Genomic DNA, 20881 nt, shown 5'->3' on the forward strand with positions numbered 1-20881 from the left:
GTGTTCTCCGCCGGTTTGTCGCCGTATTCCTGAAAAAGCCACCCTAGGTAGCGGCCTTTTAACGACTGCGAAAACCTTTTTTGCTAATGTCTCCCTCAGTGTAGAAAAAGAGAGCGCGCAATGTCGTTTTTCGGTGTGTCGGGGATGTATTACTCCGGAGAGTCCCTGCAACAGCACCGTATTGTGCTCGCGGAAGATAGTAATCTCTTCGCGGCAATGGTGTCGAAGCGCCTCAAGGAGCTCCTCGATATCGACGTCATCGTCTGTAAGGACTATGACGAAGTCACTTTCGCCATCGAGAACGCTTCCTTCCCCGCAACGCTTGCCATCTCGAATATCAATCTTCCGGGCGCTGAGAACGGCGAGGCGCTGTCCTATCTGGTCGATATGAGCATTCCGACCATCGTGTTCACGGGCACGTTTCAGGAGAGCACGCGCGAGTCGATCCTCGCCAAGGACATCGTTGATTACATCATCAAGGACAGCGTCTTTGCCGTGGATATGCTGGTGGAATCCGTGTGCCGCTTTCTGACCAATCACCGGCACCACGTGATGATCGTGGACGACAGCCCGACGGCGCGCGCGCTTCTGACGACGCAGCTCAAGCGGTTCAACTTCCGCGTCAGCACCGCCGATTGCGGCGCGATGGCGCTCGAACTCCTGAAGCGCCATTCGGATATCGGTCTCGTCATCACCGACTACAACATGCCCGATATCGACGGCTTCGAGCTGACCCGGCGCATTCGCGGCGCCTATGGTCCGCACCAGCTGCGCATCATCGGCGTATCCTCCTCCACGAACCGTCTCCTCTCGGCCCGTTTCCTGAAGGCCGGCGGCAACGACTTCATCATGCGGCCGTTCGTCAACGAAGAGTTCTATTGCCGCGTCAACCAGAACCTGGACACGCTGACGAAGATCCGCACGCTCGGCTCGCAGATGGCGCTCAGCGCCTGATCTGACGAACGGCGACACGCTCGGTCCAACGTCACCGACATGACGCTTTCGTGTGCCTCATGTGCACCAGGCGCCCGTTCCCGGGCGCTTGGTGTTTGCGTTGCGCCAGGCCGATCCTCCCGATCTTCCATCCATGGCGAGTGTGACTCGTACCGTTTTTCGGGTCGCGTTAACGGAACACAAAACCCTTTGTGGTAAGCCATACGAGACATAATAGATCCCGCCTGCGCAGCATCGACGGCCGGGATCTTGGGGGAGCAGAACCGATATACGGTATCCTGCTCGAAAAGGGTGGGGACCTTGACGTTCAGCAAGCAAGAGCAGACCGGCGATGCCGCGCTGAAGCAGAGCGGCAGGCATCTGCTGCTGATCGAAGATTCCCGCGTCTTCTCGACGCTTATCCGTCACGAGATCCAGAACGGTGAGGCCATGACGGTGACGCATTGCGCCTCGCTTGGCGACGTCACGCGGGCGCTGGAGTGCCAGAGCTTCGATGTCGCCGTGCTCGACCTCAACCTTCCCGATGCGCCAAACTGCGAGGCGCTCGACCTCGTGCTCTCGCACGGCATTCCCGCCATCGTCTTCACCGGCAGCTTCAACGACAGCACGCGCGAGCGTGTCATGGCGCGCGGTGTGGTGGATTGCATCATCAAGAACGAGCGCGACTCTGTGTCTTCGGTCGTCGTGGCCGTCAATCGCATGCTGACCAATGCCGGCACGAACGTGCTGGTGGCCGACGACGATGCGGAACGCCGGCAGGCGCTGGCGTCGGTCCTGCGCGAGCAGCGGTTTCGGGTGACCGAGGCAATGACGGGGCAGGACGTGCTCAGCGCCGTGATGGAGGGCCGCGTCGATCTGGTCATCTCGGAATATGCGGCCAGCGATCTTTCCGCGCAGCAGCTTCTCGTCGGACTGCGGTCCTATGAATGCGAAACGACGGTGCCGATCATTGCGATGGCCCCACAGTCTGCCCGGGGGCAGGCGGCGCGGTTTCTCAAAGCGGGCGGCGCCGACTTCGTCGAGCGGCCGTTCGACCGCGACGAGTTCATCAGCCGCATCAACCGCTCGATCACCGTCCACCGGCGCATCGCCTCACTGCAGCGGCTGGCCTCCCGGGATTACCTCACGGATCTCTACAACAGACGCTTTTTCTTTCAGGAAGGGCCACGCATTGTCGAGCAGTGCTTCCGCCGCAATGTGGGTTCCTCGATCGCCATTCTCGACATCGACCACTTCAAGCGGCTGAACGATACGTTCGGCCACGAGGTCGGCGATCTCGTGCTGAAGGCGGTCGCACGGACGCTGCGCAATTTCGTCGGCAACGACCACCTGCTCGCCCGCCTCGGCGGCGAGGAGTTCGGCGTGCTGTTCGACGGGCTCGATATCTCCGCCGCCACCCTCTATTGCGAGCAATTGCGTGAAACGATCGCCCGGACGCAGGTCGTCACCGACGACGAGGACCTGTCAGTCACCGTGTCGATCGGCCTTGCGCCCATCGAGCAGCGCGAGGTATTCGACAACTACCTGCACGCCGCCGACCAGTTCCTCTACATGGCCAAGCACGCCGGCCGGAACCGGATCGTCTCCGAACTCACGATGATCAATACGATGGCGTCCTGATACTCGACAAGCGGATTGGGCGAGCGGCCTTAACGAGCGGACTGGGCAAGCGTCACCTTGCGGTCGGCGCGCTCCTGCTGCGGCGAGCGGTTGTAGAGTTCGCGATAACACTTGGAGAAGTGCGAGGCGGAGACGAAGCCGCAGGCGACGGCTACCTCCACCACAGGCATGGCCGACTGGACGAGGAGGTGGCGGGCGCGGTCGAGCCGGATTTCCAGATAGTAGCGGGCAGGCGAGCGTCCCATTTCCTGTCGGAACAGCCGCTCGATCTGGCGGCGTGAGAGACCGGCACTGTCGGCAAGTTCCAGCAGTGACAGAGGTTCGGCGAGATTGCCTTCCATCAGCTCGATGATCGACAGGACCTTGGCGTTCTGCACCCCGAGGCGGGCGCGCAGCGGCAGGCGCTGGCGATCATGCGGGCCGCGGACGCGGTCCGTCAGCGCCTGTTCACAGACGCGATTGACGAGGTTCTCGCCGAAATCCTGATCGATCAGGTTCAGCATCATGTCGAGCGAGGCGGTGCCGCCGGCGCAGGTGTAGATGTTGCTGTCGATCTCGTAGAGATCCGCAAAGACGTCGACCTGCGGGAAGGCTTCAGCGAAGCCCGGCAGGTTTTCCCAGTGGATCGCGCAGCGCTTGCCCGTCAGCAGGCCGGCCGAAGCCAGCACATGGGCGCCCGTACAGAGGCTCCCGACGGCAACACCGCGATTGTAGACCTCGCGAAGCCAGGCATTGACGGATTTGTTCTGAAAATCCTCCACGAACACGCCGGAACAGACCAGCACCATCGACGGCCGGCTCTCGCCGCCCAGGTGCTTGCGCTCGTCGGCGACCGACGAGTTCACCTCCAGCGCGATGCCGCTGGAGGACACGACCTGTGCGCCGTCGGTGGAGGCGAGCCGCCAGGAATAGGCGTCATAGCCCAGCATCCGGTTGGCGATCCGCAGCGTCTCGATGGCGGCCGCGAAGGGCAGAAGCGAAAAATTGGGAACAAGGAAGAAGACCAGCGAGCGCTTGGCAGTGAGCGGCTTGTTCACGAGCGATATCTCCATGCAGGGCAGATGGCTATTCGTCGCTTGGGCACGGCCGACGAGCTTGCCTGAATGCGACACTGGCATGGATGGTCGCGACTGCCAAGGAACAAAATTTGCGACATCCCGCACCGTGCCTGAAAAAGCATCTGCCGATGGTGCAAACGCCCAATTATGTTGCTTTGCAGCATATGGGCTTGAGGGTGGAGCGAGCGATGCGGGCTCGGTCTCTGTTTTGACTGATCTGTTTGCGACGCTCGGGCATGCGGTGGCCTTGTCGGAAACAGGAGGTTCGAAGGTCATCTCGTCCGGGTTTGAACACGGCACAAAAAAGGGCGTCCTGCCGGTCGGCAAAACGCCCTTTTGTCATAACCGCGGCGGGGACACGGCGGGTCGTCTGTGGTGTCTTTGGCGGATGGGATCATTGCGCAGGCGTGTTCCGGCTGTCGGTGGATGCGGGAAAGCCGATGTCCTTGAGCGTGTCATAGGACAGCGATGCCAGAGCGCGTTCCGAGCGCCTGTCCTGCCATGTCTTGACGATGCGATGTGCGAGCGACGTGGCGCCGGCAAGCGCACGCGATCCGAATGACGGGGTTGAGGGTGAACTCGAGAGGCTGAAGGTAGACATTGCACTGGTTCCTTTTGATGGGGTTCTTCAAAAGGTCGCGACCATGAGGGCATCATGTCGCAACCCGGTCTATCAATCCAACGAATAGAATTGATGCGTCAGTTCAGTATTCTTGATGATCATTGACATCGGACACGCCGATGTCGCGGCGGACCACCGTGGGAAGATTCTGCAGTTGCCGGCGCGTGATACGGCGTGTGGCCGAAAGCTTTTGCCGGTCGATGATCGCCCTCACGATGCGAATGATCGCGCTGACGGGATGGCGAGCCAGTTCCGCTGGCTCTAAGATTGTTCTCGTCTTGAAGGGAATGATGTTGCTGTTCATGGCCGGCGTCTCCGTTGCCCGTGCCTTGACAATGCGCGTCGGTCGATGTTCAATCAAACGAAATGAACTCATGGTATCGTTCAGTTTTTCTGATGATGGATCCGACATGAACATGATGATGCGGCACGCGCTGCCGATGCTCGAAATCGACGTGCTCAAGACCTTCGTGGCCATTGCCGAGACCGGCAATTTCACCACGGCGGCCGAGGCCGTCTACCGCACGCCATCGGCCGTCTCGATGCAGATCAAGAAGATGGAAGAGCTTCTCGGTTGCGCGCTGTTCCTGCGCGATGCGCGCTCGGTGTCGCTGACGCCGAAGGGGGAGGTGCTGCTGGGCTTCGCCCGGCGCATGCTGGCGCTCAACAATGAAGCGGTTACGCGCTTCCTCATGCCGGATATGCACGGCGTGGTGCGCCTCGGCGCGCCGGAAGATCTTGGCGAACGTATCCTTCCCGACGTTCTCAAGCGGTTCGGGGAGACCTTTCCGAACGTCACGGTCGATGTCACCATCGGTCAGAGCAACGTCATGCGCAAACGCGTCGAAGAACGGCGCATGGACATCGTCATTTACAACAGCTTCCCGAGCGAGACGCTGCGCGACGGCGAGATCCTCATGGAGGAACGGCTCGTCTGGGCAGGTACAAGGTGCGGCACCGCCCATCTGCGCGAGCCGCTGCCCGTCTCGATGTGGGAAGATGGCTGCGTCTGGCGGGCCGATGCGATCGACAAGCTGAACAAGTCAGGGCGTGCCCATCGTGTGGCGTTTCTCAGCGCACACACGACCGGCCAGAAAGCGGCGATCCTCGCGGACCTCGCGATTGCACCTCTGCCCCGCTATCTCGTTCAGGGCGATCTCGTGGAGCTTGGACCGGCGGAAGGTCTGCCGGATCTCGGAACCTACAATATCGGCATCCAGACGATCGATGATGCCTCGGCGCCCGTACTGGCCGTCGCCGAACACGTGCGCGCCGCCTGCATCGCGCTCGTCTGATCGTCAGGCGCTGTCGGTGGTCTTCTTCAGCCAGCGCAGTACGCGGATTTCGTCGTCATTCATCCAGCGTGTCATCTTTTCGCTGGTGCTCTTGCGCTGCGCGCGCAGCGTGCGCAACTCGCCATTTTCGAAATCCTCGAACACCTTGGGATGGATGTAGGAGCTCCGGCATACGGCGCGTGTGTTGACCAGTGCGGCCGCGATGCCATCCACCGCTTCGTTGATCTGGCGCTTGCGCTGCCGCTCGCTTGTTGCCGGCTCCACGGTCGAAAGCGCCGTCGCCGCCATCTGCGTTGCGCCCCAGGTGCGGAACTGGCGCGAGGAGAACTCACCGCCGGTCGCCTCTCGGATGTAGGCGTTCACATCCTGTGAGCGGATCTGGTGGCGCTCGCCATCCTCATCGAGATACTGGAACAGATGCTGGCCCGGCAGCTCCTGCAGCGAGCGGATGATGCGGGTGATCCGGCGGTCATTGTGGCTGAGGCGCCATTCCTTGCCCGATTTTCCCTTGAACTGGAAGTGCACGCTCGAACCGGACACTTTCACATGCCGGTTCTTTAGCGTCGTCAGGCCGTAGGAGCCGTTCTCCTCGGCATAAACCGTGTTGCCGACGCGGATGAAGAGGTTGTCGAGCAGCCAGACGATGGTGGCGAGCGCCTTTTCCATGCCCGGCGTGCGCATGCGCAGATCATGATCGACGCGCTCGCGGATTCGCGGCAGGCGTGACGCGAAGGACGGCAGCAGCGCGAACTTTGCCTTGCCGCGCTCGGCGTGCCAGTCGGCATGGTAGCGATATTGCTTGCGGCCGCGTGCGTCCTTGCCGATCGCCTGCAGATGCGTCTGCGGATCCGGCGAAATCAGAACCTCGGTATAGGCGGGAGGTATGGCGAGCGCTGCGATGCGCTCGACTTCGCCCGGATCGGAGATGCGCTGGCCGTCTGGCCCATAATAGAGGAAGCCGTTCTTCCCCTGCTTGCGGGTGATACCGTCTTCGAGGCGCGAGAGATAGACGAGTTCGGGCGCCGGCGTATCGCCGTCTTGGCCGGCGTCGCTTTTCTTGCCGACCGAAGCGGCTATGGAGGCTGTGATCTGGTCCACGGCCGTAAGAACTTTATCGTCAAGCGGAAGTTCCGGTGCGAGGCGTTTCATCGCGCAGATTTTTCGACAACGGCATGACGATTTTTGTCACGAACATGTGAACCTTTTTGAAGCTCCAGCGTTATGTGGCCGAAGACACATGTCTTTCTTCCACTGGCGTTATTCAAGGACCCAAGCCATGACCGCAAAGACCATCGCTACCGTCGGCATCGTACTCGTCTCTCTCGTTTCGCTTTCCGCTTGCGGTAACACGATCCGCGGCGTGGGCCGGGACACGGCAAACACCGTCAACGCCACGCAGGATGCAGGCCGCAGCGTCGAACGCGCCGCCAACTGATCCGACCCGATTTTGCAAAGCGCCGGCGACCGTGGGTCTGCCGGCGTTTTCGTGTCTGGCAACAGGGCGCCGGTCGCCTATGATGATGCCCATGTTCGCGAAGCTTCTCCTGGCGCTGGTCCTGATGGTCTCTCTTTCTCCCGACGCCCGTGCCGCCTGCCGGATCGTTCGGCACCTTGGGGCCGACTACGCCGTATGCGACGTCGATCCGGCGACGGCCTCTCTCACGATCTTCCATGCGGACGAGGCGGGCCGGCCCTATGGCGGCTTCACCGCTTTGAAGACCGATCTTCTTCGCGATCAGACACGGCTCGATTTCGCGATGAATGGCGGCATGTACGAGAAGGACCTCTCACCCGTCGGGCTTCTGGTCCTCGACGGCGTCGAGCGCAAGCCGATCGCGACCGGCGAGGGCTGGGGTAATTTCTATCTGCTTCCGAATGGTGTCTTCGCCCTGTCGAACGGCAAGGCTATCGTCAGGGAAACGGAGGCCTACCGGCGTTCGGTAGTGGCCACGCCCGATGTCGCGACACAATCCGGGCCGATGCTCGTCATCGACGGCGCGCTCCACCCTGCGTTCAAGCCGCAAAGCGACAGTCTGCAGATCCGCAACGGTGTCGGCGTCGATGAGAAGGGCCTCGTGCATTTTGCCGTCGCGCTATCGCCGGTGCGCTTTCACGATTTCGCGACGCTCTATCGCGACGCGCTCGGCTGTCCGAATGCGCTGTTTCTTGACGGACACATTTCCAGTCTCTACGCGCCCGACCTCGGCCGCATCGACGAGACCTATCCGATGGGGCCGATCATCGCGGTGACGACGCCGATGTGGCACGGCGCCGTTCTTCCCAAGCCCGCTCCGTAGAGCCTACGCTTTCGGAAACGCCCGCTCCAGTCCGCCCGACTTGGTGAGCCCGGTGCGGAAAGCCTGATAGGCCGCATGCTGCGATGAGCGTGCCGCTTCGGTCAGGCGAATCTGCAGCCGGGCAGGGGCGACATTGCCGAGCCAGAAGCCGCGCTGCTCCAGCTTCAGCGTGTGCAGGAAGCGTGCGCCGGCCGAACGGTCGAGGAAGCGGTGCAGCCCGTCGATCAGCGCGTCGTCCTGTTGCGGATTGTCCATCATCAGCGACAGAAAGGCCGTGTCCGCCGTCTGGAAGCGCTCGATGACGTCGGCAACCGCATCGCGGTCCGTCGGCGTCGGCTGCTGCATGGGGCTGATCGTCGTGTGCGTGTTCATGGGGTCCCTCAAGCCGGTGTCTGCGTTCTCGCGCCGTCATGCCATACGAGGCTGAAGCCGGACTGGAGTGCTGCACTGTGAAGGGAACCGTCAGAGGGCGGCCTTGACCTTCGCGGCGATGTCGGCGGGCAGCCAGGCGGTCCAGACAGGCTCGAATGTCTTGAGGAAATAGAGCGCCGCATCCTCGCGGCTGCCGTTGGTCTGGTCCATATGGGCCAGCACGCTGTTGACCGTCTGATTGTCCCACTGCCGTTTCGAGACGTAGGCGAGGGCCTCGGGACCGGCCTTTTCGGAGAAGCCGCGGGTGACGATCGTATAGACATCGGTGGTGGGATAGCCGTTGACGACGGGCGCGCTGCAGTCGGGCACCGCCGTGCAGTTGTTCCACTCGGCCCGGTCGTGGGTGACGCCGAAGGAGAGTTTGACCATCTCGTATTTGCCGAGGATTGCGGTGGGCGCCCAGTAATAGCCGAGCCAGCCCTTCTTCTCCTCGAAGGCCCGGGCGATCGAGCCGTCGAGATCGGCCGCCGATCCGGAATTGATCAGCTGGAACCCGGCGTCGTTGCCCTTCAAGGCCCGGTAGAGGTTGGATGTCGGGATCTGGCAGTTCCAGTCCGAGGGACAGTTGTGGATCGCACCCTTCGTGGCGTCCTGCGGCGAGGGGAAGAGTTCCGGGTGCTTCAGCGCATCCTGCACCGTCTTGATGTCGGGATGGGCATCGCTGATGTAGCGGGGGATCCACCAGCCTTCGACACCGCCATCCGTGAGAACATGCGCCGCTTCGACCAGCCGGCCATCGCGCAGCGCATCGGTGAGCGGTGCCTGCAGCGAGGCCGCCCAGATCTCCGGCGCCATGTCGGGCCGCCCCTCCGCATTCATCGAGGCGAAGGTCGGCATGGTGTCGCCGGGCACGAGCTGGACCGTGCAGCCATAGCCCTTCTCCAGAATGAACCTGTCGATATGGGCCGTGATGGCGGCCGATCCCCAGGTCATTTCGGCAATCGAAAGCGTGTCGCAGCCTGCGGCCCGGGCGGGCGTGCCCGACAGCAGGAGGACGCTGCCGGCGAGAAGGCCGAGCGCGGTCGCAAGAGCCGGGCCGACGGCGGCCTTCGTCATCTTTTCGCAGACGTCGCGAATGTTCTTCATCAGACCGACGCCTCCGGTGCGAACGCACGATGTCCCGCGATCATGTGTTGCCGATATTTTTCCGTCCGGACAGCCTAGAAGCTCTGGGACAGAAATCAACCGCTGTTCTCGGCCGCGTCGAATCGGAACCGCCGCGCAAGCCATTGAATTTCATCTCTTTCGAATGTTCGGCTCCGTGAGCGCTCTGACCCCAAGCGCGTCATCCCGGCAGACGCGTCGATCAAGGCCGGTTCATTCGAGATGACGTGATTGTGACGAAAACGGAGACCGAGCCCTGCGGGTAACTCTCTGGTAACTCTCACGGCCTAAGGATGGTGCCGTGGCTGGTCACAGCTGCTCTGCCGGATCAGGTTTTGCGTCCCGGCAATCTGCCAGCCTCGTGGCATCCGTTCGATGCCTCCGCTTGCCCGCCCCGCACCGTGCGTTTTTCGGTGTCGAGGGCGGAAAACCGCAGGGCTCCGGCTGCTGCGGTTTTTGCGCGGGATCATCCCGGCCTGTCCATGGCGTCCACCGTTCCCCGGTGATATCAGGCCGTATGGCAAAATCGATCATGCTTCAGGGGACGGGTTCGGATGTCGGCAAGACCGTGCTCGTCGCCGGTCTCTGCCGGCTCGCCTCCAATCGCGGATTCCGCGTCGCGCCCTTCAAGCCGCAAAACATGTCCAACAACGCGGCCGTCTCCGCCGATGGCGGTGAGATCGGCCGGGCGCAATGGCTGCAATCGCTCGCCGCCCGCATCCCGTCCTCGATCCACATGAACCCGGTGCTCCTGAAGCCGCAGTCGGAAACCGGCAGCCAGGTCGTGGTGCAGGGCAAGGTCGTCGGGCAGGCGCGGGGGCGCGACTATCAGGCGATGAAGCCGAAGCTGCTCGGTGCGGTGCTGGAAAGCTTCGAGACGATCCGCGCCGGACGCGACCTCGTGATTGTCGAGGGCGCGGGCTCGCCGGCCGAGATCAACCTGCGGGCGGGCGACATCGCCAATATGGGGTTTGCGACGCGCGCGGGCGTGCCCGTGGTGCTGGTCGGCGACATCGACCGCGGCGGCGTCATCGCCTCGCTTGTGGGAACGCATGCGGTGCTCATGCCCGAGGACAGGGCCATGGTCACGGGATACCTGATCAACAAGTTTCGGGGCGATGTGTCGCTGTTCGACGATGGGCTCACCGCTATACGCGGATTCACCGGCTGGCCCTGTTTCGGCGTGGTGCCCTGGCTGAAGGCCGCGCGCCAGCTTCCGGCGGAGGATTCCGTCGTTCTCGAACGCCTGTCGCGGGGAACGGCGCGGGCGCTGACGATCGCCGTGCCCGTGCTGCCGCGCATTGCCAATTTCGACGATCTCGATCCGCTCGCCGCCGAACCGTCCGTGGACCTCCGCTTCATCCAGCCCGGCGACCGCCTGCCGGAGGATGCAGCGCTCGTCATTCTCCCCGGTTCGAAAGCGACGATCTCGGATCTCGCGGCCCTCAGGGCTGCGGGCTGGGACAAGGATCTTGAGCGTCACCTGCGACGTGGCGGACGGGTGATCGGACTTTGCGGCGGCTACCAGATGCTCGGGCGCCGAATCTCCGATCCGCTCGGTATCGAAGGCGGAACCGCCGAGATCGATGGCCTCGGCCTGCTCGACGTGGAAACCGAGATGGCGCGCGAAAAGGTGGTGCGCAACAGCGGCGCCCGTTCCACGGAACACGATGTCGCGCTGGAGGGCTACGAGATCCACCTCGGCAAGACCACCGGGCCCGACTGCGCCCGACCGCCCGTTGTCATCGAGGACCGCCCGGACGGTGCGCTCTCGCCTGACGGTCGTATTATGGGGACCTATCTCCACGGTCTGTTCACCAGCGACGCCTACCGCGCGGCCCTCCTGCGCAGCTTCGGCATCGATGCGGAGGCCTTCGATTATCGCGGTTCCGTCGATGCGGCGCTCGATGCAGTCGCCGGGGAACTGGAGGCCGTGCTCGATCCGCGCTGGCTCGACGGGCTCATGGGTCGCTAGAGCGTCGTCGCCTGTGCCGCTGAAATCGCTCTAGAATTCGCCGGATGCCTCGCGGCGGCGGCGGTCGAGTTCCTCGCTGTAGCGGCGCAGGGTGTAGCTCTCGGTGAGCACCCCGACGATGCGTCGCTCGATCAGATTGTTACAAACGGCGAGCGCGTCGCTCTCGGTCTTGTCGAACAGGGTCGCTGCCTGCCGGGCGTTCATGTTCGGCTGCAGGAAGTCGTTCGGCAGCTTGATGTAGTCTTCGATTCCCTTGCCGGCGGCATCCTTTTCCACAGGGCTCGCATAGACCTCGGGAATGAGGATGACGCCGCCATAGCGGTTGGTGTCGTCGACGACGATGGCGCGCTGGGCCGAGCCGAGCGGGAATTCGGCTTTCAACTCGTCCAGTGTCGCCTGGGCGTTGATGGTGCGGACATCGGGCCGCATCAGCCGTCCCACGGTCAGGTTGCGGATCCAGCCGACATCATGGGCGCTGCGAATGCTTTCGCCGCGCAGATGGAAGCGCCATGTGGCAAACGAGTAGCCGAAGGTGGTGCGCACGACCAGCGATGAGGTGATGACGGCCGCCAGCACGAGCGTGGTGATGGGAAAGTCGCCGGTGATCTCCAGCGCGAGGAAGGTCATCGTCAGCGGCCCGCCGATGATGGCCACCGCAAGCGAGCTCATGCCGACCACGGCATAGATGACCGGCGTCAGCGTGGTGTCGCCGAAGACGTAAGGAACGACGCCGGCAAAGACCTTGCCGAGCAATGCGCCCATGAACAGCGAGGCAAAGAACAGCCCGCCGCGAAAGCCCGAGCCGATCGACACCGCGGTCGCGACCGACTTCATCAGGAACAGGCCGATCAGCATGGCGATGGGCGTGGCGTGCGCGAGGTTCAGATGCAGGGCGCCGTGGCCGCCCGAAAGAACCTGCGGCGAGATGGTCGCCAGCAGCCCGACCACGACGCCGCCGATAGCCGGGCGCAGCGGCGCGGGGATGTCGCTCTTGCGCGCGACCTCCTCCGTCAGCGAGACGCCTTTCATGATGAGGATGGCGACGCCGGCGCAAAGCGCGCCGAGGAGGATGGCCGGCACGTAGTCTCCGGGGACGACGTCGCCGAATGCGCCGATATCGATGGTGAACTCCTCGCCCCAGAGCAGGCGCGTCACGAGGTTGGCGACCAGCGCGGAGACGACGACCGGGGTCAGCGAGGCGATGGTGTAGGAGCCGATGATCAGCTCGAAGGCGTAAAAGGCGCCGGTCAGCGGCGCGTTGAAGGCCGCCGCGATGGCGCCGGCCGCGCCGCAGCCGAGCAGCGTGCGCAGATCGTTGCGCCGAAGCTTTAGTTTCACGCCGATCTTCGAGGCGAGGCCGGAGGCGAGCTGGGTGTAGCCGGCCTCCAGGCCGACGGAGGCGCCGAAACCGTTGGAAACGAGGTTCTGCACGGCGACCACGATGCTGTCGGTCAACGACATCCGGCCGCCATGCAGCGCATTCGCCTCGATCGGGTCGACCATCGCTTTCTTGCGCCAGAGTGCGAGGCCCATCATGAGCAGCCCCAGCAGCAGCCCACCGACGATCGGCGCCATGAGAATGGCAATCTGCCCCTTGAGGTCGGCGGAGCTGACGCGCTCGTATTCGGAGATGCCGAAGATCAGCTTGTGGAGCTGCAGCGAGATGAAGCTCATGGCGATGACGGCGAGCCCCGAGGTGAGACCGACGACGATGCCCGCCACCAGAAGCCCGATCTCGCTGCGCCGGGCGAAGATGCGCCATTCCGAAAAGGTGACGGATTTCCGGGCCAGGCGCTTCACGCGGGCAAGAGTCAGGGACTTCAGGACGTCGGGCATGAGAGGCTCGATCTCGTCGGGCGTCTCCGCTAGGAAACGCGCTTAAGCTTCGGGTCGGGCGAAGTGCGGACATAGCGCGGAAGATTGACTTGATCCAGCGACGCGCCTAATCTTGGCGTATGGATGGTTCCCGTGCGGCGCGTGTCGTTCGGGAGTAAATGGGAATGCGAAGGGATGGACCCACACAGGGCATCCTCATCGCAGCCGACCCCGCGACTGTAGAACGGTCAGGGTTCGCCATCCGGTCTCGCCTCATGGGCGACGGACCATGCCGCGTGGTGCGGCTGGCGTCACCTGAAGGGCAGGGCCGGAAAAGCCACTGAAGCAGCGATGCGAGCAACCGGGGTCGGACGCCTCCTTATCTACGAATCGTCCACCTCTTCGACATCGACCCGGCCGTTAAACGCCAGGCAAACTGTTTCGGGAAGGCGAGGTGAACCCGTTCTCAGGGTTTTGACCCTGCGTGACGCCGTGAGCCAGGAGACCTGCCAGCCACACCGCGCCGCATCCTCGTGATGCAGCGTCCAGCGCCAGCACGGAGGTTGTCGTGGCACACGAGACGTTCGCCCACCGGGTCTCCCGGGCCGGCGATTTTTACGCATGCGATTTCGGTTCATGCCCGGCAGGCGCTTGCAGAACCCGCGGATCGCGTTGGCTTTTACGTTATGGGAGCAGCGGGATAGCCGCGCGATCATGACATCCCCCCTTCATGGTACCACGCTCGTGCTCGGCGGCGCACGCTCCGGCAAGTCGAATTTTGCTGAACGGCTGGCCGTGGAAACGGGCCTTGTCCGGCATTACATCGCCACCGGCCGCGCCTTCGACGACGAGATGCGGACGCGGATCGACACGCACCGCACGTCGCGCGGCGATCTCTGGACAACGCATGAAGAGCCGCTCGATCTCGTCGGTCGGCTGTCCGCCATCGACGCGGTCGGCTGTGTCGTTCTTGTGGATTGCCTGACGCTGTGGGTCACCAATCTCATGCTGGAGGAGCGCGATATCGCGGCGGAGTCGGCGCGTCTTGTCGACAGCCTTTCGGCGCTTCGCGCCTCCGTTATTTTCGTTTCCAACGAGGTGGGTCTGGGGATCGTGCCCGACAACCGCATGGCGCGGGACTTCCGCGATCATGCCGGCCGGCTCCACCAGCAGGTCGCGGCACAGGCGCGCGACGTTTATTTCGTGGCAGCAGGTCTGCCGCTCAAGATGAAAGGTTAATCCATGACATTTTCCAACACCGGCGACCGGAAAACACCCGGCGCCAAGATCCCCGCGACCGTCATCACCGGCTTTCTCGGTGCGGGCAAGACGACGATGATCCGCAACATTCTGGAAAACGCCGATGGCCGGCGGATCGCGCTGATCATTAACGAGTTCGGCGATCTCGGCGTCGATGGCGACGTCCTGAAGGGCTGCGGGGCCGAGGCCTGCAGCGAGGACGATATCATCGAGCTCACCAATGGCTGCATCTGCTGCACCGTGGCCGACGATTTCATTCCCACGATGACGCGCCTTCTGGAGCGGGAGGGCCGCCCCGACCATATCGTCATTGAGACCTCCGGTCTGGCGCTGCCGCAGCCGCTGATCGCCGCGTTCAACTGGCCGGATATCCGCACGCAGGTGACGGTGGACGGCGTGATCACCGTGGTGGACAGCGCCGCCGTCGCAGCCGGTCGCTTCGCCGACGATCATGACAAGGTGGATGCCGCCCGCGCCGAGGACGACAATCTCGACCACGAGAGCCCGATCGAGGAGCTGTTCGAAGACCAGCTGACCGCCGCCGACCTCATCGTTCTCAACAAGACCGACCTGCTGGATGCCGCCGGTATCGAAGCCGTTCGGCGCGAGGTCGCCTCGCGGACGACGCGCAAGCCGATGATGATCGAGGCCGCCAACGGTGCGGTGCCGGCCTCTGTTCTGCTTGGCCTCGGCGTCGGCACGGAAGACGATATCGCCAACCGCAAGTCCCATCACGAGATGGAGCACGAGGCGGGCGAGGAGCACGACCATGACGAGTTTGCGAGCTTCGTGGTCGAACTCGGCCCGATCGCCGATACCACCGCTTTCGTATCGCGACTGAAGGAGATCGTCTCCGCCCATGATGTCCTTCGGCTGAAGGGCTTTGCGGATGTTCCCGGCAAGCCGATGCGGCTTCTGATCCAGGCCGTGGGAACGCGGATCGATCCCTATTTCGACCGCGCCTGGGCGGCCGGTGAAGCGCGTCGTACGCGCCTTGTCGTCATCGGGCTGCACGATCTGGACGAGGCTGCGGTGCGCGCTGCCATCGTCGCGGCAGCGGCGTAAAACAGGCAGGATCAGCGGCGAATGCATCTTCTTCTTGCGCAGAAAGGCACGATCTCGGACGGGGACGAGGCCATCGACCTCGGCCAGTCGCCGGGCGAGATCCTGTTTCTGTCCGCCGCCGATACGGAGCTTTCCGCCATCGCCGCGGCCTGCAAGACCGCACCCGGTAGGCGAACCCTGCGGGCGGCAAGCCTGCTCTCGCTCAAGCATCCGATGTCGGTCGATACCTATGTCGAGCGCACCGCGCGGCATGCAAAACTGATCGTCGTGCGGGCGCTCGGCGGTGCGTCCTACTTCAGTTACGTGCTGGAAGCGCTCCACGCCACGGCCGTCACCCATCGTGCCAAGATCGCCGTTCTTCCGGGCTACGACAAGCCCGATCCCGCGCTCGACGCCTATTCCACCGTGTCTGCCGAGGATCGGGCGGCGATGCTCGCCTACTTCACCGAAGGCGGTCCCGACAACATGCAGCGGTTCCTCGCCTATGCCGGCGCGGTCGTCGATGACGGCGAACGGCCGCCGGCGGCAACGCCGTTGCTGCGGGCCGGCATCTGGTCGCCGGAAGAGGGCATCATCGGTGCTGCGGATTGGGGACGCGCGCATGCAGGGCAGCAGCCGATCGTGGCGCTCTGCTTTTATCGGGCGCTCGTCCAGTCCGGCGAGACACGACCGGTGGCCGCACTGGTCGAGGCTCTTGTCGCCAAGGGAATGCGGGTCCTCCCGGTCTTCGTCTCCAGCCTGAAGGATGGCCTGTCCGTCGGCACGGTCGAGGCGATCTTCGCGCGGTTCACGCCGGATGTCGTCCTCAACGCCACGAGCTTTGCGGTGTCCGCACCGGGCGGCGATCACAAGGGCACCGTGCTCGACGCCGGTGGCGCGCCGGTGCTGCAGGTGCTGTTCTCCGCCTCGACGCGCGAGGCCTGGGAAAGCTCCTCGCAAGGCCTGATGGCGCGCGATCTCGCGATGAACGTCGCGCTTCCCGAGGTGGACGGACGCATTCTCTCCCGTGCGGTCTCCTTCAAGGCGGCCGCGATCTATGACGAGGCGGTGGAGACGAACATCGTCGGGCATGCGCCTCTCCCGGATCGGGTCGCCTTCGTGGCGAAACTGGCGGCGAACTGGGCGCGCCTGCGCCACACGCCGCCCGCCGACCGCAAGATCGCCATCGTGCTCGCCAATTATCCGAACCGCGACGGGCGGCTCGGCAACGGCGTCGGGCTGGATACGCCGGCCGGCACGATCGAGGTGCTGCGCGCCATGGCCAAGGCGGGGTATCCCGCGACCGATCTGCCCGCAGACGGCGACGCGCTGATCCGGCATCTCATGGAAGGCCCTACCAACGCAGCCCGCGATGGGCGGCATATCCGCGAGACCTTATCGTTCAAGGATTACAACGCGTTCTTCGCAACGCTTCCCGAACGGATTCAAGCCGAGGTCACGGCACGCTGGGGAGGTCCCTCGCGCGATCCTTACGCAGATGGCGACCGTTTCGCGCTTCCGCTCGCGCGGCTTGGCGGCGTGCTTATCGGTATTCAACCGGCACGCGGCTACAATATCGACCCGAAGGAAACCTACCATTCGCCGGACCTCGTGCCGCCGCATGGCTATTTCGCCTTCTATGCTTTCCTCCGCCGCGCCTTCGGAGCGCATGCGGTCATCCACATGGGCAAGCACGGCAATCTCGAATGGCTGCCGGGCAAGGCCTTGGCGCTGTCGGAGACCTGCTACCCGGAAGCCGTGTTCGGCCCGCTGCCGCATCTCTATCCGTTCATCGTCAACGATCCCGGCGAGGGAACCCAAGCCAAGCGCCGGACCAGCGCCGTCATCATCGATCACCTCACACCGCCACTGACGCGCGCCGAGACCTACGGCGCGTTGCGCGACCTCGAAGGTCTGGTCGATGAGTATTACGACGCGGCCGGTGGCGATCCGCGGCGCTTGCGATTGCTCTCCAGCCAGATCCTGCACCTCGTGCGCGATATCGGGCTCGATGCGGATGCGGGCATCGCCGAGACGGATGGCGAGGATACGGCGCTCCAGAAGCTCGACGCCTATCTCTGCGACCTGAAGGAGATGCAGATCCGCGACGGTCTCCACGTCTTCGGCGTCTCGCCCGAAGAACGGCTCCTGACCGACCTGACGCTGGCGCTCGCCCGCGTCCCGCGTGGCACCGGTGAGGGTGGAGATGCGAGCCTGCAGCGGGCGATTTCGCGGGATTGCGCGCTGGTCAACGGGGAGGGCACGGACATGCCGGTGTTCGATCCGCTGGATTGCGCACCCGCCACGCTCTGGCAGGGGTCGCGCCCGGCAATGCTCTTGGCCGTCAGTGACGACCCGTGGCGCAGCGAAGGCGACACCGTCGAGCGCATCGAGTTGCTTGCGGCAAAGCTTATCGGCGGTGACGTCGCATGTCCCGTGGGCTGGCCGGCGACGCGCGCCGTTCTCGATGCCGTCGAGGCACGACTGAAACCATCGCTGACCGCCTGCGGACCGGCGGAGATCGCCGGCCTGCTGGCCGGTCTCGACGGCCGGTTCGTCACCCCCGGACCCTCCGGCGCGCCGACGCGCGGACGGCCGGACGTGCTGCCGACAGGGCGCAACTTCTACTCCGTCGATAGCCGCGCCGTGCCCACACCCGCGGCGTTTGAGCTCGGCAAGAAATCGGCCGATCTCCTCATCCGGCGCTACCTGCAGGATCATGGCGAGTGGCCAACGGCGCTCGGCCTCACCGCCTGGGGCACCTCCAACATGCGCACCGGCGGCGACGACATCGCGCAGGCGCTGGCTCTCATCGGCGCAAAGCCGCTCTGGGACCCGATGTCGCGGCGGGTCACGGGCTACGAGATCGTGCCGCCTGCGCTTCTCGGCCGCCCGCGCGTCGATGTCACCCTGCGCGTCTCTGGCTTCTTCCGCGATGCCTTCCCCGAGCAGATCGCGCTGTTCGACAGCGCGGTCCGTGCGATCGGCGCGCTGGAGGAGGACGACGAGGACAATGCCATCGCCGCCCGCATCCGCCGCGAGAGCGCGGAATGGCGCGAGAAGGGGCTGAGTGCGGCGGATGCCGAACGCCGCGCCTCCTACCGTGTCTTCGGCTCCAAGCCCGGCTCCTACGGCGCCGGCCTGCAGGCGCTGATGGACGAGAAGCGCGGACCCGAACGCTCCGAGCTTGCCGACGCCTATCTCACCTGGGGCGGCTATGCCTATGGCGCGCATGCGGAGGGCCGCGACGAGCGTGAGGTGCTGGAAACACGCCTCGCCGGCGTGCAGGCGGTGGTTCAGAATCAGGACAATCGCGAGCACGATCTTCTCGACAGCGACGACTATTACCAGTTCGAAGGCGGCATGAGTGCGGCCATCGAGCACCTCTCTGGCACCCGGCCCGTGATCTACCACAACGACCATTCCCGGCCGGAAAAGCCGGTGATCCGGTCGCTTGAGGAGGAGATCGGCCGCGTGGTGCGGGGCCGCGTGGTCAATCCAAAATGGATCGCCGGCATGATGCGGCACGGCTACAAGGGAGCCTTCGAGATGGCGGCGACCGTCGATTATCTCTTCGCCTTCGCCGCCACTACGGGTGCCGTCCGCAGCCAGCATTTCGAGGCGGTCTACCAGGCTTTCGTGCTCGATGATGCGGTGCGCGCCTTCATGGAGGCGGCCAACCGCCATGCCTTCCGTGACCTGGCAGCCCGGCTGACCGACGCCATCGACCGGGGATACTGGCAGCCGCGCTCCAACTCAGCGCGCTTCGAGCTTTCCAACAGCCTGACGCTCAGGGCGTCGTGAGAACCCAAAGGGACTGATATGACCGAGGAAACACCAGCCGCCGACGTCGATCTGGAGCGCCACGCCATGAAGATGGCGAAGAAGAAGGTCGCGCGCGAAAAGATCATGGCGACGAAGACCGACGGCAAGGGCCTCATCATGGTCCATACCGGCAAGGGCAAGGGCAAGACCACCGCCGGCTTCGGCATGATCTTCCGCCACATCGCCCACGGCATGCCGTCCGCCGTCGTGCAGTACATCAAGGGCGGCTGGGAGACGGGCGAGCGCACGCTGATCGAGACGCATTTCCAGCATCTCTGCCGTTTCTATACGCTCGGTGAAGGCTTTACCTGGGAAACGCAGGACCGTGCCCGCGATGTGGCGATGGCGCAGAAGGCCTGGAAAACCTCGAAAGAGCTGATCCGCGATCCCGCCAACTCGATGGTGCTGCTGGACGAGATCAACATCGCGCTGCGCTACGATTATATCGACATCCACGAGGTCGTGCGGTTCCTCAGCGAGGAGAAACCGCCGATGACCCATGTGGTGCTGACCGGCCGCAATGCCCGCGAGGAACTGATCGAGATCGCCGACCTCGTGACCGAGATGGAGCTCGTCAAGCACCCGTTCCGCTCGGGCATCAAGGCGCAGGTAGGGGTGGAGTACTAAAACCCGAACCAGACCCTGACCGGATTCGCCGGATCGGCGAGCAGGCGGATGGCGAGCGCGATGCAGGTGACGACCAGCAGCGGTTTGATGATCTTGGCGCCGCGCTTCATGGCAAAGCGCGAGCCGACCTGCGCACCCGCGAACTGCCCGACGCCCATCATCAGCCCGACCTTCCACAGCACGACGCCATACCAGGCGAGTACAAGGAAGCCGCCGAGATTGGAGCCGAAATTGAGGAGCTTGGTATGCGCCGTCGCCTTGAGCACGCCGAAGCCGGCAAGGGCGATGAAGGCCAGCATGAAGAAGGAGCCGGTGCCCGGCCCGAAGATGCCGTCGTAGAAGCCGATGGCGGGGACGATGGTGAGGCCGAAGACGAAGGGCGTGATGCGCTGGGCGCGATCGAGATCGGCGACGTTCGGCTTCAACGCGAAGTAGAGAGCGATGCCGATCAGCAGGAAGGGAAGCACGGCGCGCAGCACATCGCCCGGCACGACGGTCGCCACCATGGCGCCGATCGCGCCGCCGGCCAGCGACAGGAGCGCCATGGGCAGCTGGCTTTTCAGGTCCACATGGCCGGCTTTCGCATAGGCAAGGCTGGCCGAACCCGAGCCGAACAGCGATTGCAGCTTGTTGGTGCCGAGCGTTTCCAGCGGCGGAATACCGGCGAGCAGCATGGCCGGCACGGTGATCATGCCGCCGCCGCCGGCAATGCTGTCGATGAAGCCGGCGATGAACGCGGCAAGGAAAAGGAAAAGGAGCAGATGAAGGGCGAGATCGTGCACGATGGACCTTGGGCCGTGACGCCGGCAGCGGGATATCTAGGGGTGCGCGCGCTCGGCGCGCAGACGCGCACGCTCTTTGGCAGAGCCGGCGGGGAAAAGGAAGGGCTTGCCGAGGCGCAGGATGTTGCCGACCGACCGCTACCGTCAAACCCGGCTTCGCCGATTCTGCCG

General features: G+C 64.1%; 18 protein-coding genes and 1 riboswitch. Of the genes, 10 read left to right on the forward strand and 8 right to left on the reverse strand.

What is annotated here, in order from left to right:
• The first annotated feature begins 120 nt into the window (after nt 1–120).
• A complete protein-coding gene (locus C8J33_RS02815; protein ID WP_110799114.1) occupies nt 121–954 on the forward strand; it encodes a response regulator in 834 nt (277 codons plus the stop codon).
• A gap of 300 nt (nt 955–1254) precedes the next feature.
• On the forward strand, nt 1255–2574 hold the full coding sequence (locus tag C8J33_RS02820) for a diguanylate cyclase (RefSeq protein WP_245419860.1): 1320 nt from the start codon (nt 1255–1257) through the stop codon (nt 2572–2574).
• 29 nt (nt 2575–2603) lie between these two features.
• Here the strand turns inward: C8J33_RS02820 and C8J33_RS27870 are convergent, their stop codons facing one another.
• The 3 genes from C8J33_RS27870 to C8J33_RS02835 all read right to left on the reverse strand — a co-directional run bounded on the left by C8J33_RS27870 (nt 2604) and on the right by C8J33_RS02835 (nt 4558).
• Nucleotides 2604–3611, reverse strand: coding sequence for a GlxA family transcriptional regulator (locus C8J33_RS27870; RefSeq protein ID WP_110728558.1), 1008 nt, complete (start codon nt 3609–3611; stop codon nt 2604–2606).
• A 415-nt stretch (nt 3612–4026) separates the two neighbouring features.
• A complete protein-coding gene (locus C8J33_RS02830; protein WP_110799113.1) occupies nt 4027–4233 on the reverse strand; it encodes a hypothetical protein in 207 nt (68 codons plus the stop codon).
• Nucleotides 4234–4336: 103 nt separating this feature from the next.
• The gene (locus tag C8J33_RS02835) at nt 4337–4558 is read right to left on the reverse strand and encodes a hypothetical protein (protein ID WP_110799112.1); all 222 of its coding nucleotides are present in this window, start codon (nt 4556–4558) and stop codon (nt 4337–4339) included.
• Between the two features lie 106 nt (nt 4559–4664).
• Between C8J33_RS02835 and C8J33_RS02840 the strand changes: the two genes are divergently transcribed.
• A complete protein-coding gene (locus tag C8J33_RS02840) occupies nt 4665–5549 on the forward strand; it encodes a LysR family transcriptional regulator (protein ID WP_110799465.1) in 885 nt (294 codons plus the stop codon).
• Nucleotides 5550–5552: 3 nt separating this feature from the next.
• Here the strand turns inward: C8J33_RS02840 and C8J33_RS02845 are convergent, their stop codons facing one another.
• Complete coding sequence (locus tag C8J33_RS02845) at nt 5553–6698, reverse strand: DNA topoisomerase IB (protein ID WP_110799111.1); 1146 nt, start codon at nt 6696–6698, stop codon at nt 5553–5555.
• A 127-nt stretch (nt 6699–6825) separates the two neighbouring features.
• Here C8J33_RS02845 and C8J33_RS02850 point away from each other — a divergent pair, with 127 nt between their 5' ends.
• Nucleotides 6826–6984 (forward strand): entericidin, encoded by a 159-nt coding sequence (locus C8J33_RS02850; RefSeq protein ID WP_110728095.1) that lies wholly within the window; start codon nt 6826–6828, stop codon nt 6982–6984.
• Between the two features lie 85 nt (nt 6985–7069).
• Nucleotides 7070–7846 carry a phosphodiester glycosidase family protein gene (locus tag C8J33_RS02855; protein WP_132664426.1) on the forward strand — a complete coding sequence of 259 codons (777 nt, stop codon included), beginning with the start codon at nt 7070–7072 and terminating at the stop codon, nt 7844–7846.
• Between the two features lie 3 nt (nt 7847–7849).
• Here the strand turns inward: C8J33_RS02855 and C8J33_RS02860 are convergent, their stop codons facing one another.
• The gene (locus C8J33_RS02860) at nt 7850–8218 is read right to left on the reverse strand and encodes a hypothetical protein (protein WP_245419858.1); all 369 of its coding nucleotides are present in this window, start codon (nt 8216–8218) and stop codon (nt 7850–7852) included.
• Between the two features lie 90 nt (nt 8219–8308).
• Nucleotides 8309–9334 carry a glycine betaine ABC transporter substrate-binding protein gene (locus C8J33_RS02865; protein WP_132664427.1) on the reverse strand — a complete coding sequence of 342 codons (1026 nt, stop codon included), beginning with the start codon at nt 9332–9334 and terminating at the stop codon, nt 8309–8311.
• Nucleotides 9335–9899: 565 nt separating this feature from the next.
• Here C8J33_RS02865 and C8J33_RS02870 point away from each other — a divergent pair.
• Nucleotides 9900–11357 (forward strand): cobyric acid synthase, encoded by a 1458-nt coding sequence (locus C8J33_RS02870; protein ID WP_132663076.1) that lies wholly within the window; start codon nt 9900–9902, stop codon nt 11355–11357.
• A gap of 30 nt (nt 11358–11387) precedes the next feature.
• On the opposite strand, the gene C8J33_RS02875 is transcribed toward C8J33_RS02870, so the two are convergent.
• Nucleotides 11388–13193 (reverse strand): chloride channel protein, encoded by a 1806-nt coding sequence (locus C8J33_RS02875; protein WP_132663077.1) that lies wholly within the window; start codon nt 13191–13193, stop codon nt 11388–11390.
• A gap of 107 nt (nt 13194–13300) precedes the next feature.
• Nucleotides 13301–13700: riboswitch (cobalamin riboswitch) on the forward strand.
• Between the two features lie 186 nt (nt 13701–13886).
• Here C8J33_RS02875 and cobU point away from each other — a divergent pair.
• From cobU to cobO, 4 genes are read left to right on the forward strand one after another with little or no spacing between them, the layout of a single operon-like run.
• Nucleotides 13887–14411 (forward strand): bifunctional adenosylcobinamide kinase/adenosylcobinamide-phosphate guanylyltransferase, encoded by a 525-nt coding sequence (cobU, locus tag C8J33_RS02880; RefSeq protein WP_110799108.1) that lies wholly within the window; start codon nt 13887–13889, stop codon nt 14409–14411.
• A 3-nt stretch (nt 14412–14414) separates the two neighbouring features.
• Complete coding sequence (gene cobW / locus C8J33_RS02885) at nt 14415–15497, forward strand: cobalamin biosynthesis protein CobW (RefSeq protein ID WP_110799107.1); 1083 nt, start codon at nt 14415–14417, stop codon at nt 15495–15497.
• A 21-nt stretch (nt 15498–15518) separates the two neighbouring features.
• The gene (cobN, locus tag C8J33_RS02890; protein WP_132663078.1) at nt 15519–19280 is read left to right on the forward strand and encodes a cobaltochelatase subunit CobN; all 3762 of its coding nucleotides are present in this window, start codon (nt 15519–15521) and stop codon (nt 19278–19280) included.
• 18 nt (nt 19281–19298) lie between these two features.
• Entirely contained in the window at nt 19299–19928 is a 630-nt protein-coding gene (cobO, locus tag C8J33_RS02895) for a cob(I)yrinic acid a,c-diamide adenosyltransferase (RefSeq protein ID WP_132663079.1), read from the forward strand.
• On the opposite strand, the gene C8J33_RS02900 is transcribed toward cobO, so the two are convergent.
• Nucleotides 19925–20710: a TSUP family transporter gene (locus C8J33_RS02900; RefSeq protein WP_132663080.1), complete on the reverse strand. Its 786-nt coding sequence runs from the start codon at nt 20708–20710 to the stop codon at nt 19925–19927. The genes cobO and C8J33_RS02900 overlap by 4 nt on opposite strands.
• Between the last annotated feature and the right edge of the window lie 171 nt (nt 20711–20881).

This window comes from Rhizobium sp. PP-CC-3G-465, from assembly GCF_004343445.1.
Lineage (GTDB): Bacteria > Pseudomonadota > Alphaproteobacteria > Rhizobiales > Rhizobiaceae > Ferranicluibacter > Ferranicluibacter rubi.

What these genes read in the sequence shown, in the direction of transcription:
- C8J33_RS02815 (WP_110799114.1), top strand. Translation starts at nt 121, where the DNA reads ATGTCGTTTTTCGGTGTGTCGGGGATGTATTACTCCGGAGAGTCCCTG.
- C8J33_RS02830 (WP_110799113.1), bottom strand. Translation starts at nt 4,233, where the DNA reads ATGTCTACCTTCAGCCTCTCGAGTTCACCCTCAACCCCGTCATTCGGA.
- C8J33_RS02835 (WP_110799112.1), bottom strand. Translation starts at nt 4,558, where the DNA reads ATGAACAGCAACATCATTCCCTTCAAGACGAGAACAATCTTAGAGCCA.
- C8J33_RS02840 (WP_110799465.1), top strand. Translation starts at nt 4,665, where the DNA reads ATGAACATGATGATGCGGCACGCGCTGCCGATGCTCGAAATCGACGTG.
- C8J33_RS02845 (WP_110799111.1), bottom strand. Translation starts at nt 6,698, where the DNA reads ATGAAACGCCTCGCACCGGAACTTCCGCTTGACGATAAAGTTCTTACG.
- C8J33_RS02850 (WP_110728095.1), top strand. Translation starts at nt 6,826, where the DNA reads ATGACCGCAAAGACCATCGCTACCGTCGGCATCGTACTCGTCTCTCTC.
- C8J33_RS02855 (WP_132664426.1), top strand. Translation starts at nt 7,070, where the DNA reads ATGCCCATGTTCGCGAAGCTTCTCCTGGCGCTGGTCCTGATGGTCTCT.
- C8J33_RS02860 (WP_245419858.1), bottom strand. Translation starts at nt 8,218, where the DNA reads ATGAACACGCACACGACGATCAGCCCCATGCAGCAGCCGACGCCGACG.
- C8J33_RS02865 (WP_132664427.1), bottom strand. Translation starts at nt 9,334, where the DNA reads ATGACGAAGGCCGCCGTCGGCCCGGCTCTTGCGACCGCGCTCGGCCTT.
- C8J33_RS02870 (WP_132663076.1), top strand. Translation starts at nt 9,900, where the DNA reads ATGGCAAAATCGATCATGCTTCAGGGGACGGGTTCGGATGTCGGCAAG.
- C8J33_RS02875 (WP_132663077.1), bottom strand. Translation starts at nt 13,193, where the DNA reads ATGCCCGACGTCCTGAAGTCCCTGACTCTTGCCCGCGTGAAGCGCCTG.
- cobU (WP_110799108.1), top strand. Translation starts at nt 13,887, where the DNA reads ATGACATCCCCCCTTCATGGTACCACGCTCGTGCTCGGCGGCGCACGC.
- cobW (WP_110799107.1), top strand. Translation starts at nt 14,415, where the DNA reads ATGACATTTTCCAACACCGGCGACCGGAAAACACCCGGCGCCAAGATC.
- cobN (WP_132663078.1), top strand. Translation starts at nt 15,519, where the DNA reads ATGCATCTTCTTCTTGCGCAGAAAGGCACGATCTCGGACGGGGACGAG.
- cobO (WP_132663079.1), top strand. Translation starts at nt 19,299, where the DNA reads ATGACCGAGGAAACACCAGCCGCCGACGTCGATCTGGAGCGCCACGCC.